Here is a 12,163-nt window from a genome sequence, read left to right as displayed (position 1 = left end):
GGGCTTTAGATGCGGCCCATTAGTACAAGGATAATGATAATGACGAGAACTAGCCCCAAACCGCCGGAAGGTCCATAGCCCCAGCCACGGCTATAACCCCAGTTTGGCAGAGCTCCGATCAAGAGCAGAATGAGGATAACGAGAAGTATCGTGCCAAGCATGGTGTTTTTCCTTCATTTCATCCGCAATCTGGATGGACAAGAAACACGCATTGGCGATTTTTGTTCCCGGTTGGGCGCGCGAATTAGCATGCAAGGCGATTCATGGTTTGTGATCCGTCACCCCTCATAAAACGCCCGTATGGTTAAAAAAGCATTTAAATACAATATCTTGCGGTGAACAAAGCAGGAAGGTCTCGATGTCTCCGATTCGTCGGTGATTCGTTCCGTTTTTGATCGGCCCCAATGGGCAAGCGGGTCCGGCTTAACGCTGTGTGAATTTGCTCGCCGGAAGATTAACACCGACGTGACAAGACCTCGCCGCCTGCCCGCATCTAGCGGCAGAATATGACGACGCCACCAGATATGACCGTGAACGAAAGGGGAAAGCCGAGCAGTCGGCGATTCGTCGCTGATTCGTTCCGGATTTGATCGGGATGTTAATTTCGGCGGATTTTCACTTGGCAAAAAGCGCACGCCAGACCTCGGGCAGGGTCACAAAATACAAACAGGAGAGAGTCCCGCGATTCAGCATTTGGTAGGAAAAAGTGATTCAAAATCAATACTTAGCCGTGAACAAAAGCTGAATCAGCAGAAGTCAGCGATTCGTCTCTGATTCGTTCTCCCGCTGTTCCGAATTGGAAATACGCACCCTCGAGACGACTCGCAAAGGTCGCAACCCCCGACGCATTTTGAAATCTGCCCTTGCGTTTGCGGCGGTAGCTGTCCATGTGTTCTGTGCCTCCATCGAGATGGCAAAACTTTTCCCGGGGCGCGCCTGCCTCACTTGCATGGACGATGACTCTGACTTCGCAGCCGATGATTCTGAGCGGGCGCGGTGTGACCGCGGTGCTTGGACCAACCAATACCGGCAAGACCCATTATGCCATCGAGCGCATGGTCGCACACGGGACCGGCGTGATCGGCCTGCCGCTCAGGCTCCTGGCCCGCGAGGTCTATACGCGGGTGGTGGAGAAGGTCGGCTTACAGAACGTGGCGCTGGTCACCGGCGAAGAAAAGATTTCACCGCCCAATGCCCGTTTTTCCGTCTGCACTGTCGAGGCGATGCCGCGGGAGACCAAAGCCGCCTTTGTCGCGATCGACGAGGTGCAGCTCGCCGGCGATCTCGAGCGTGGCCATATCTTTACCGACCGCATCCTGCATCTTCGCGGCCGCGATGAAACGCTGTTGCTGGGTGCAGGGACGATGCGGCCGATCCTACAGCATATTCTGCCGGGTATCACCATCGTCGAGCGGCCGCGGCTTTCGCATCTCCTTTACGCCGGGCAGAAGAAGATCACCCGGCTGCCGCAGCGTTCCGCCATCGTCGCCTTTTCGGCCGACGAGGTTTATGCCATCGCCGAGCTCATCCGCCGGCAGCGCGGCGGCGCGGCGGTCGTGCTGGGGGCGCTGAGCCCGCGCACCCGCAATGCGCAGGTCGCGCTCTATCAGGCGGGCGACGTCGAATATCTGGTGGCGACCGATGCGATCGGCATGGGCCTCAACCTCGACGTCGATCACGTCGCCTTCGCCCAGGATCGGAAATTCGACGGCTATCAGTTCCGCAACCTCAATCCGGCCGAACTCGGCCAGATCGCCGGCCGCGCCGGGCGGCACGTGCGGGACGGCACCTTCGGCGTCACCGGTCAGGTCTCCCCCTTCGACGAGGAACTGGTGCAGCGCATCGAGGGACATGAATTCGACAACGTCAAGGTTCTGCAGTGGCGCACGACGGAGATGGACTTCTCCTCGATTCAGTCGCTCCGCGCCAGCCTGGAGGCCGGGCCGCGCGTGCCCGGGCTGACGCGGGCGCTGCCGGCGGTCGACCAGCAGGCGCTCGAGCAGCTTTCGCGCTATCCTGAGGTAATGGACCTCGCCGACAGGCCGGCCCGCGTCGAAAAACTCTGGGAGGCTTGCGCGCTGCCCGACTACCGGCGTATCACTCCGGCCCAACATGCCGATCTTATTTCGACCCTCTTTTCCGATCTCGTGCGCTATGGCACGGTGAACGAGCAGTTTCTCGCGGAGCAGGTTCATCGCTCGGATCGAACTGATGGGGAAATTGACACGCTTTCGGCGCGAATCGCGCAGATAAGGACCTGGACCTACGTTTCGAATCGGCCCGGCTGGCTTGCCGATCCGACACATTGGCAGGAAAAGACGCGGGAAATCGAAGATCGATTGTCCGATGCGTTACATGAAAGGTTGACGAAACGCTTTGTTGATCGCAGGACATCTGTGCTCATGAAGCGCCTGAGAGAGAATGCGATGCTGGAAGCTGAAATCAGTGTGAATGGCGATGTCTTCGTTGAAGGACATCATGTAGGGCAGTTGAGCGGATTCCGTTTCACCCCGGTGGCGGGAGCGGATGGACCGGATGCCAAGGCGGTTCAGGCTGCGTCGCAGAAGGCGCTCGCGCTCGAGTTCGAGGCCCGTGCGGCCCGGCTGCATGCCGCGGGCAATAGCGATCTGGCGATCGGTTCGGATGGATTGATCCGTTGGCTCGGCGATCCGGTGGCGCGGCTTTCCGGCAGCGATCACATCATGCGGCCGCGCGTGATCCTGCTCGCCGACGAGCAGTTGACGGGCAATGCCCGCGATCACGTCGCCGCCCGAATCGAGCGCTTCGTCAACCATCACATCAGCACGGTATTGAAGCCGCTGGACGATCTGTCGCGCGCCGAAGACCTGCAGGGTCTTGCCAAGGGACTTGCCTTCCAGCTGGTCGAAAATCTGGGCGTGCTCTTCCGCCGCGACGTCACCGAAGAAGTGAAGTCGCTGGATCAGGAGGCTCGCGCCTCTATGCGCCGCTACGGCGTGCGTTTCGGGGCCTATCATATCTTCGTTCCGGCCCTGCTAAAGCCGGCGCCTGCCGAACTGATCACGCTGCTCTGGGCGTTGAAGAACGACGGTTTGGACAAGCCGGGCTACGGCGATCTCATCCCCGTGCTTGCCGCCGGCCGCACCTCGGTCGTCACCGATCCGAGTTTCGAGCGGATGTTCTACAAGCTCGCCGGTTTCCGTTTCCTCGGCAAGCGCGCCGTGCGCATCGACATTCTGGAGCGGCTTGCCGATATCATCCGTCCGCTGCTGCAATGGAAGCCCGGTCAGAACAATCGTCCGGAAGGCGCCTATGACGGTCGCCGTTTCACGACGACGACGGCGATGCTGTCGATTCTCGGGGCAACGCTCGAGGACATGGAAGAGATCCTCAAGGGCCTCGGCTATCGCGCCGATGCCGTGAAGGCGGAAGAGGCGTCGGCCCATCTTGCGGCGCAGGACGCAGCTTCAGCCCCTGCCGCCTCCGCGGAAATGTCCGGGGAAGAAGCGGTAGAAAAAGCCGATCACGACGATGCCGACGCGGCGACGGAAGAGGCTGCTTCCGAGCCACCAGCAGCCGAGGCGGCTTCGACGGCAGCCGAGATCCCCGCGCCAGAAGCGACCGACAACGACGCTGCGGCCGAAGTGACCGAGACAGCCGCGTCGGCAGAGACTGCCGCTTCCGGGGAAGCTGGCGAGCCGGCGGAACCAAAGCCGGTTCTTTTGTGGCGTCTCGGCGGTCGCAATGACAATCACCGCCAGGCACGCGGCGGCCATGGCGAACGCAGGGGCGGCCAGAACCAGGAGCGCGGCGAGCGCAATCGTCGTCCGAACGGCGGTGAAGGCGGCGAGGGCAATCGCAGCGGCGACGGGCGCGACAACCGTTACGGCCGCGGCAAGGACGGTGGCGGCCGCGACGGCGGCAGGCCGCAGCAGGCAAGGGGCGAGCGCAAGGACCAGCCGCGCGGTGATCGTCAGGACCGTGGCGATCGGAAGGACCGCGGCGAGCGTAACGATCGCAATGACCGTAACGACCGGAACAACAATCGCGGCGCCCAGCCGCTGCGCTTCGAGGCCAAGCCGCCGCGCAAGGAGAAGCCGATCGATCCGGATTCGCCCTTCGCCAAGCTCGCAGCCCTCAAGGAACAGATGAAGAAGTAGTCATGGGCGGGGAGACACAGCCGGCAAGCGGTTCGCGCCAGCGCATCGACAAGTGGCTGTTCTTCACGCGCGTGGTGAAGTCGCGCTCGCTGGCCCAGAGCCACGTCCAGTCAGGGCATGTGCGCATCAATGGCGAGCGCTGCAGTCACCCGAACCACACGGTCAAGCCGGGCGACCGCGTCGAACTGACGCTGGAGCGGCGCGACGTCATTCTCATCGTGCGTCTCGCCGGGGAACGGCGGGGTCCCTATGAAGAGGCTCGCCTGCTCTATGATGACCAGTCCCTGCCGCCGGATGAGACAAAACGTCTCACGCCGTTTGAGCAAGCGACCCGTGCGACCGGTACCGGCCGTCCGACCAAAAAGGAAAGACGTGCAATCGACAGGTTGATGTCGGACGAGGATTAGAAAACTCTGTCTGTGGTGGCGGCTTTTGCAGATCGTTTATCCTTGAAATCCGCCGCTAAAGCCGATAGGTCACTGAAAACCTGCCGGAAGCGTGCTTGCCTGCCAAGCCTGTCCACGCTTTTCGCCCGGCACGGGGATAGGCGCGACGTTCCAGGTTGCCCGGTCCCATCCGCATGAAATCCTGGAGTTCTTCATGACCTATGTCGTGACCGACAATTGCATCAAGTGCAAATACACCGATTGCGTGGAAGTCTGCCCTGTCGACTGCTTTTATGAAGGCGAGAATTTTCTCGTCATCCACCCCGACGAATGCATCGATTGCGGCGTCTGCGAACCGGAATGTCCCGCCGAGGCGATCAAGCCGGATACCGAGCCGGGCCTCGACAAGTGGCTGAAGATCAATACTGAGTATGCCAGCATCTGGCCGAATATCACGGTCAAGAAGGACCCGTTGCCGGAGGCCAAGGAAATGGACGGCCAGACGGGAAAATTCGAGAAATACTTCTCCGAAAAACCCGGTTCCGGCGACTAAGACCCTGCGCGATTCGGCCGCTGCATTTGAGCGGCCATGCGGTGAAACGTTTTAAATCCTGCGTCTGGCATATGGGTGATCTGTGTTGCTCGCATGACTCAGGCGAAGCAAATTATTGATTTCCTCATATTTTTGTGATAGGTTCCCTGCACTGTTCCATTTGTGGCATGACGCATGCCCAAAACCATCACGAAAGCAAAACCAATCCGTCCCACGGTTTCCGTGACATATCAACGCCTTGAGCGTCGCATCCCAAGATGGCGCGCAAGACACATTTGCTTTTGCCTGATGGGACCAGAGTGAAGTCACCCGACGGATCCACCCGTCTCATCCGGGCCTGACTGACCCGGCTCCGGCCGCCGCCGGAAGCGTAACAGGGAGTTTTTGAATAGAATGACGACTCAGCAGAAAAAGCCTTCTACAGCACGTCACGGCTTCAAGACCGGTGAATCGATCGTCTACCCCGCTCATGGCGTCGGTACCATCACCGCTATCGAAGAGCAAGAAGTTGCCGGCATGAAGCTCGAACTTTTCGTTATCGATTTCGAGAAGGACAAGATGCGCCTGAAGGTTCCGGTCGCCAAGGCGATGAGCATCGGAATGCGCAAGCTTTCGGAAACTGACTTCGTCGATCGTGCGTTGAAGGTTGTGCAGGGCAAGGCGCGCGTCAAGCGCACCATGTGGTCTCGCCGCGCCCAGGAATATGATGCCAAGATCAATTCCGGCGATCTGATTTCCATTGCTGAAGTCGTGCGTGATCTCTATCGTGCAGAGAACCAGCCTGAACAGTCCTATTCCGAGCGCCAGCTCTACGAAGCAGCGCTCGATCGCATGGCGCGCGAAATTGCCGCCGTCAACAAGATGTCGGAAACCGAAGCCGTCCGCCTCGTCGAGACCAACCTTAACAAGGGTCCGAAGCGCGGCAAGGCGATCGAAGAAGACGATTCGCAGGACGAAGCCGCCTAAGGCAAGCCTGTCTCTCCCATGAAAAAACCCGGCCTTCGCGCCGGGTTTTTTATTGGAACTTTTTCCCGACTGACGCGTTTACCACACGTAATTGCGGACTGCTCGTCGGGCGCTGGCTCGTCGGGCGAACTGCTATTCCGTCAGTATTCGGTGAGGAGCGGCTCATGCCTTTTCAATATTGCCCGTTCGGCAACGTGAAGAAACAGGTCCGACCCAGCCGTCTTAGCGGCACATGATAAGAAATAGGGCCTTTCCCTGAGAAGTCCAGGGTGAGGCCCTTTTGCATACCGAACCCATTCAGTCCGGACAGCGATGTTCCGGAAGGTGAGTTTTATTGTTCATTTTGAGGGCGAAGGCCTGTTTCGGGAGATCGAAATGAAGAACATGTCTGCAGATCGGCGCATGATCAAAATCGCGATGGCCGCCCCCTATCTCGCCCGCCAGGAAGAGCATGATCTCGCCACTCGCTGGAAAGATCACGACGATCGCGGTGCGCGCAACCAAATCGCCATGGCGCATATGCGCCTGGTTATCTCCATGGCCGGCAAGTTCCGCAATTTCGGTCTGCCGATGAGCGACCTCGTGCAAGAGGGCTATGTCGGCCTGCTGGAAGCCGCCGCGCGTTTCGAACCGGAACGTGACGTGCGTTTTTCGACCTATGCCAGCTGGTGGATCAGGGCGTCGATCCAGGATTATATCCTGCGCAACTGGTCGATCGTGCGCGGCGGCACCAGTTCGGCCCAGAAGGCGCTATTCTTCAATCTGCGCCGCCTGCGCGCTAAGCTTGCCAGGGGCGATACGCAACTGACACTGCAATCCATTCATCAGGAAATCGCGGCGGCTCTCGGCGTCAGCCTCGCCGATGTGCAGACCATGGATGCCAGGCTTTCCGGCAACGACGCCTCACTGCAGGCGCCTTCCGTCTCCGGCGATGCCGAGAGCGCGGAGAAGATGGATTTCCTCGTCAGCGACGATCCGCTGCCGGACGAGCAGGTTTCCAATATGATCGACGGCGAGCGCCGCCGCGTCTGGCTCGCCTCGGCGCTGAAACATCTCAACGAACGCGAGATGAAGATCATCAGCGCCCGGCGCCTAGCGGAAGACGGCGCCACGCTCGAAGAACTCGGCGCCGATCTCGGCATTTCCAAGGAGCGCGTGCGCCAGATCGAAAGCCGGGCGATGGAAAAGCTTCGCAGCGCGCTGGTCAGCGCCGATCCGCATATGGCGGCCTACGCTTGAACGTCTTTATCCTCCAGCAGCACCGACTGCCCGGCGCCAGCCGGGCTTTTTTATTCGGCGATGATTTTGACGCGGTCGCCGGGGGAAACGGCCGCACCCGTCGGCAGGGCATTGATGAGCTTGAAGAGATCGAGCTTGCGGTCGGTGCCCATCATGCGGGCGGCAAGCGTCGAGATGTTCTCGCCGGGCCGCACGGTGACGACGCGAATGCGCAGCGGCCTTAGCGAGGCAGCTTCCGCCGGTGTCATGCGCCGGAAACTGGCGCGCAGTACATTGGCCGTCGGTTCGAGGGCATCGCTGCCCTTCGGCACGGCGGTCAGGAAACGGAAGATCTGCGCATTGTTGCGGATGACGGTGACATCGAAATCCCAGCGGTCGGCACTTGCGCGCGCAGTGGCTGCTTCCATGCCATTGACGGTAATCTGCTGTATGGTCGATGGGTCGAGACCGGTCACCCAGCCGCTGGAGATATAGTTTGTGAGGCTCTGGTTCTGGTTGTCGGCGACGCCATCGAAGCGGACGGCGATGTCGTTGGGGCCGGTGGCCATCACGGCTTCGACCTTGTTGTCGATCTTGAAGTCCGCCGGCACGTCGAAGCGGATCCCGAGGCCGCCATGCAGGAAGGTCTGACCGCGCACGTAGCCCTCTTCCGGGCTGTCACCGTAGAGCAGGCCGTCAATGCCGTCGAGATAATAATCGCGACCTTTGTCGCCGACAGTCCCTTCCTGGCCGAAGGCGCGCGCATGGGTGCGGGCAAGCTCGATGCGCTGGGCGGAGTTCGGATGGCTCGAGAGGAAGTCGAGGCTCTGGTCGGCTTCCGGGTCGACCGACATGAAGCGGCTGTAGGCCGCCATGGAATCGAGGAAACGGGCGGCGGCATAGGGGTCGTAGCCGGCTTCGCCGAGCATGCGCACGCCGATGACATCGGCCTGCAGCTCCTGCTGGCGGGAGAAGGCGGCAAGCCTGAGCTTGCCCCGGGCCAGCGCCTGCTTGCCGGCAATGTCGCTCGAGAGGACCTCGGCGACGACGCGGCTGGCGATGACTTCGGCTTCCTCGCGCTTCTGCCGCTCGATACCGTGGTTCGCTGTCACGTGGCCCATTTCGTGCGACAGCACAGCGGCGACTTCCGAGGCGTCGTTGGCAAGCGCGAGCAGGCCGCGGGTGACGTAGAGATACCCGCCCGGCAGCGCAAAGGCGTTGATCGCAGGCGAGTTCAGGATGGTAATCCGGTAGGACTGGCTCGGATTTTCCGACACTGCCGTCAGTGCGCCGGCAATGCGGGCGACGAGGCGCTCGGTCCTGGCATCCTTATATTCGCCGCCGTAGCTTGCCACGATACGCGGATGCTCGCGGGCGCCCATCGCCGCACGCGGATCGTTCTTCTGCACCTCGTCGACGATCTGGGGATTGGAAGAAGGCGAGATGCTCGGCTGGTAGGATTGTTCGATCAGCGACTGACACCCGTTCAGCGCCATTGCGACGGCTGAAAGCAGCATCAGGCGACGGACGAAGCGCCGCGTCGCAGAGATGGCATCACTGGAAAGCGCGGGCGATTTCCACGTCGTCAAGCTGTCCAGTCTGGTTCTCCGCATCATGTCGCTGTTTTGCCGGTTTGCCGCAGATGGGGACCGGCCTTGGCAAGGGGAACTCAATGGGTGCGCACCCCTGATCTCGCGCCGCGTGCTAAGCCGATACACGTCGTTGCTGTAACTGATTTACGCATCGGTTGCATAGCGAGACTCTGTTTAATTGTGGCGCCGTTGCATTTTAGCAAGCCTCAGGCATCGAGGTTCCCTTCGCTCGGATGAAATTATGGCGAAAGTTCCGTCACCAGGCATAGATTTGTCGCCGGCACGGAAAAAGAACGGCTTGATTGAAGTAACAGGCTGGAAAACGGCAGCCCCGCAAGAAAATCGCAACTCTTAATTTATTTACGCGATAATGGAACGTCCGCTGGTGAATATTCCCGTCGTACGGCCCGCTATTCCGCCGCTTCCGCCGCCGGCGATTGCGGTCGCTTCATTTCCCCGGTGCGGGGCAGCTGCACGGGCTTCAGCATCATTGCGGCAGCAAGGCCGATCAGGGCAATGGCGCAGGAAGTCATGAAAAGGGGCGAGAAGGCGGCGGCATAGACATCTGCGACCGCCTGGCGGCTCGCTTCGGGAAGGGCTGCCATCATCTTCGGCGTCAGTTGTTCGATATCGGCGACACCGGGAATGGGAGCACCGACCTTGCCGAGCCCGGAGGCGATGATCGCGCCATAGATCGAAATGGCAATTGAGGCGCCGCCCATGCGCGAGAGCGTCACCGAGCCGGTCGCGGCACCGACGTCGCGGGCGGGGGCGGCATTCTGCACGCCGATGACGGGGACCTGCTGCGCAAGGCCGATGCCGATGCCATGCAGCATCATGATCGCGCCGATGAAGGCGATTGGCGTTCCCGCATGGACCTGCGACATCAGCGCGAAGGCAATGGCGCTGCAGGTGAGGCTCGCGATGGCGAAGGGTTTGTAGCGGCCGGTCAGCGAGATGATGCGCCCGGCCGACAGTGATCCGCAGACGAGACCACCGGTCAGAAGAATGAACAGAAGGCCGGCGGCCGATGGCGAAAGGCCGGTCGTCGTCTGCAGGAAGAGAGCGAGATAGTTGACCATGCCGATAGCGATGGCGCCGCCCATCACCGATATCAGCAGCAGGAGGCTGAAGGTCGAATTGCGGAAGAGCTGCAGGGGAACGATCGGCTCCGGCGCGCGGCGCTCGACGAACACCCAGGTGACGGCGCAGACTACGCCGAAGGCGACAATGCCGATACTCTGTGGTGAGATCAACGAGCCGAACAATTGGCTGCTGTCTGTAGCAAGCACGATGCTCGTCGTCGTCAGCGCGATCAGGAGCGCGCCGGCATAATCGATCTTGGGGCGCCGATGCGGCTTGCGGTAGGGCAGCATGAAGGCAAGGCCGGTGAGCACGATGAAACCGATCGGCACGTTGACGAGGAAGATCGAGCGCCAGCCGAAGAGATCGCTCATCGTTCCCCCGAGCACCGGGCCGATCGCACCCGAAGCCATCAGCACGAGGCTGGAATAGCTTTGATAGCGCGCACGCTCGCGCGGCTCGAACAGATCGGCGTTGACGGCAAAGATCGATACCATGATGCCGCCACCGCCGAGCCCCTGCAGCACACGGGCGGCGATCAGCGTATTCATCGAGACGGCGAGGCCGCAGACCGCGGAGCCGGTGGTGAAGATTGCGATCGCCGTCATCATCACATATTTGCGGCCGAAGAGATCGCCGAGCTTGCCGTAGAGCGGCATGACGGCGCTGAGCGCCAGCAGGTAGGCCGAGCCGATCCAGCCGAAACGCTCGAGATGGCCGAACTCACCGACGATCGTCGGCAGCGCCGTGGAGACGATCTGATTATCGAGTGTCGCCATGAACATGGCGGTCATCAGAAAGAAGAAGAGGATAAGCCGGCGACGAGGATCCGTCACGAGCGGCGCAGGCGCGGGTTGCATGTCCATGGGGCATATTTCCGGGTTCGATCCATTTTATGTGCCATTAGCATGTAATTGTCAATGGCACATGAGTGACTCCGTCATATTCAATTTTAACCTCCGCTCTGCTATGGTGCCGTCATGAATGAGACGCTGACGAAGATCCTGTCCAACGGTCGGGCCGAGCCAGACGATGAGAACCTGCCTCGCATCGGCAAGAGCATGGCACGCATGCGCCTGATGACCGGCCGGCGGCTGATCGGCAGGCTGGCGATCCAGAGTGCCGCACCGGGCCTTGAGCTTTCCCATCTCGACGTGCTGGACGCCGTGCGGCGGGCTGAGTCGCCCGGCGAGGTTACTGTCGGCTTGATCGCGGAGATGCTGCGCATCGACCCGTCGCGTGCCAGCCGGGTCGTGGCCGAGATGGTCGGGCGCAACGTGCTGCGCCGCGAAGCCTCCCAGGCCGATGCGCGGCGGATCGTCGTCGTCATCACCGAGGCCGGCCAGGCGCTGCTTGCCGAGATCCACGCGCAGAAAATGGCCATCATTTCCGAGATCGTCTCCGATTGGCCACGCGAAGATATAGAGCGCTTCGCGACGCTGTTCGAACGTTTCATTGGCGGCTACGAGGCGATCTTTCTCTCGCGCGACAAGGATACGCCCGGTTGAGGTGAATGCGCCGATCCGTCGGTGCCCCTTCCCCTCGCCCCCCCGTTTGCGCTAAGGGCAGTGCCCATGAGCCAATCCACCTTCACCATTCTGCTCGGCGGCGAACTCAGCCTGACGGAACGCCTGCGCCACGCGATCGGCGGCAGCCGTTTCATCGCGGCCGATGGCGGCATGCGGCATGCGGCGGCGCTTGGTGTCATGCCTGAGCTCTGGGTCGGCGATTTCGATTCGACGCCCCCCGAGCTCGAAGCGGGCTTTCTCGATGTGCCAAAGCAACCCTATCCCGCAGCGAAGGCGGCAACGGACGGCGAGATCGCGGTATCGGAAGCGGTCGCCCGAGGCGCCCGGCGGCTGATCCTCGCCGGCGCGCTCGGCGGCGAACGCTCCGACCATGCGCTTCAGCACCTGCTGTCGGCCGTCGGCCTTGCTGAACAGGGTTTCGACGTCCTGCTGACCTCGGGCAAGGAAGAGGCCGTTCCGCTGCTCGCCGGCACGGTCGAACTGGACCTTCCCAAGGGCTGCCTGTTTTCCGTCCCCGGGTTCAGCGAGCTGAAGGGGCTCTCCATCGAGAATGCGCGCTATCCGCTCACGGATTTCCATCTGCCTTTCGGCTCATCGCGCACCATTTCAAATGTCGCGGAAGGCAAGGTTCGCTTTTCGCTCGAGAGCGGCCGGGCGATCGTGCTTGCCCGACCCTATGATCTTTCCGGAGTCTGAT

General features: G+C 61.1%; 10 protein-coding genes. 7 read left to right on the top strand and 3 right to left on the bottom strand.

The genetic code is table 11. The features are described from left to right. Positions 1–5 precede the first annotated feature (5 nt). The gene (locus tag ACQ7C1_RS23940; RefSeq protein ID WP_003543790.1) at positions 6–161 is read right to left on the bottom strand and encodes a DUF3309 family protein; all 156 of its coding nucleotides are present in this window, start codon (positions 159–161) and stop codon (positions 6–8) included. A gap of 795 nt (positions 162–956) precedes the next feature. On the opposite strand from ACQ7C1_RS23940, the gene ACQ7C1_RS23935 reads away from it, so the two are divergent. The 5 genes from ACQ7C1_RS23935 (at position 957) to ACQ7C1_RS23915 (ending at position 7,283) form a co-directional block, all read left to right on the top strand. Beyond that, a complete protein-coding gene (locus tag ACQ7C1_RS23935) occupies positions 957–4,139 on the top strand; it encodes a helicase-related protein (RefSeq protein WP_430960040.1) in 3,183 nt (1,060 codons plus the stop codon). Positions 4,140–4,141: 2 nt separating this feature from the next. Next, a complete protein-coding gene (locus tag ACQ7C1_RS23930; protein ID WP_430960039.1) occupies positions 4,142–4,546 on the top strand; it encodes an RNA-binding S4 domain-containing protein in 405 nt (134 codons plus the stop codon). Positions 4,547–4,739: 193 nt separating this feature from the next. Then, positions 4,740–5,078, top strand: coding sequence for a ferredoxin FdxA (fdxA, locus tag ACQ7C1_RS23925; protein WP_011427210.1), 339 nt, complete (start codon positions 4,740–4,742; stop codon positions 5,076–5,078). 393 nt (positions 5,079–5,471) lie between these two features. Beyond that, positions 5,472–6,044: a CarD family transcriptional regulator gene (locus ACQ7C1_RS23920; RefSeq protein ID WP_011427211.1), complete on the top strand. Its 573-nt coding sequence runs from the start codon at positions 5,472–5,474 to the stop codon at positions 6,042–6,044. Positions 6,045–6,419: 375 nt separating this feature from the next. Continuing rightward, a complete protein-coding gene (locus tag ACQ7C1_RS23915) occupies positions 6,420–7,283 on the top strand; it encodes an RNA polymerase factor sigma-32 (protein WP_011427212.1) in 864 nt (287 codons plus the stop codon). Positions 7,284–7,333: 50 nt separating this feature from the next. Here ACQ7C1_RS23915 and ACQ7C1_RS23910 read toward each other — a convergent pair whose 3' ends face one another. Both ACQ7C1_RS23910 and ACQ7C1_RS23905 read right to left on the bottom strand, forming a co-directional pair. Beyond that, entirely contained in the window at positions 7,334–8,878 is a 1,545-nt protein-coding gene (locus ACQ7C1_RS23910; RefSeq protein WP_430960038.1) for a M48 family metalloprotease, read from the bottom strand. A gap of 386 nt (positions 8,879–9,264) precedes the next feature. Continuing rightward, positions 9,265–10,803: an MDR family MFS transporter gene (locus ACQ7C1_RS23905; protein WP_430960037.1), complete on the bottom strand. Its 1,539-nt coding sequence runs from the start codon at positions 10,801–10,803 to the stop codon at positions 9,265–9,267. Between the two features lie 114 nt (positions 10,804–10,917). Here ACQ7C1_RS23905 and ACQ7C1_RS23900 point away from each other — a divergent pair, with 114 nt between their 5' ends. Further along, the gene (locus ACQ7C1_RS23900; protein WP_085779823.1) at positions 10,918–11,445 is read left to right on the top strand and encodes a MarR family winged helix-turn-helix transcriptional regulator; all 528 of its coding nucleotides are present in this window, start codon (positions 10,918–10,920) and stop codon (positions 11,443–11,445) included. Between the two features lie 66 nt (positions 11,446–11,511). Beyond that, positions 11,512–12,162, top strand: a complete 651-nt coding sequence (locus tag ACQ7C1_RS23895; protein ID WP_430960036.1) for a thiamine diphosphokinase — start codon at positions 11,512–11,514, stop codon at positions 12,160–12,162. The last annotated feature ends 1 nt before the right edge of the window (position 12,163 follow it).

The organism is Rhizobium sp. Nf11,1 (assembly GCF_050587665.1).
Lineage (GTDB): Bacteria > Pseudomonadota > Alphaproteobacteria > Rhizobiales > Rhizobiaceae > Rhizobium.
Note: the sequence above shows the minus strand (reverse complement) of the source record. Positions and strands in the feature narration are given on the sequence as shown.

Coding starts and splice junctions, on each gene's coding strand:
- ACQ7C1_RS23920 (WP_011427211.1), top strand. CDS start 5,472: ATGACGACTCAGCAGAAAAAGCCTTCTACAGCACGTCACGGCTTCAAG.
- fdxA (WP_011427210.1), top strand. CDS start 4,740: ATGACCTATGTCGTGACCGACAATTGCATCAAGTGCAAATACACCGAT.
- ACQ7C1_RS23940 (WP_003543790.1), bottom strand. CDS start 161: ATGCTTGGCACGATACTTCTCGTTATCCTCATTCTGCTCTTGATCGGA.
- ACQ7C1_RS23915 (WP_011427212.1), top strand. CDS start 6,420: ATGAAGAACATGTCTGCAGATCGGCGCATGATCAAAATCGCGATGGCC.
- ACQ7C1_RS23905 (WP_430960037.1), bottom strand. CDS start 10,803: ATGGACATGCAACCCGCGCCTGCGCCGCTCGTGACGGATCCTCGTCGC.
- ACQ7C1_RS23910 (WP_430960038.1), bottom strand. CDS start 8,878: ATGATGCGGAGAACCAGACTGGACAGCTTGACGACGTGGAAATCGCCC.
- ACQ7C1_RS23900 (WP_085779823.1), top strand. CDS start 10,918: ATGAATGAGACGCTGACGAAGATCCTGTCCAACGGTCGGGCCGAGCCA.
- ACQ7C1_RS23895 (WP_430960036.1), top strand. CDS start 11,512: ATGAGCCAATCCACCTTCACCATTCTGCTCGGCGGCGAACTCAGCCTG.
- ACQ7C1_RS23930 (WP_430960039.1), top strand. CDS start 4,142: ATGGGCGGGGAGACACAGCCGGCAAGCGGTTCGCGCCAGCGCATCGAC.
- ACQ7C1_RS23935 (WP_430960040.1), top strand. CDS start 957: ATGACTCTGACTTCGCAGCCGATGATTCTGAGCGGGCGCGGTGTGACC.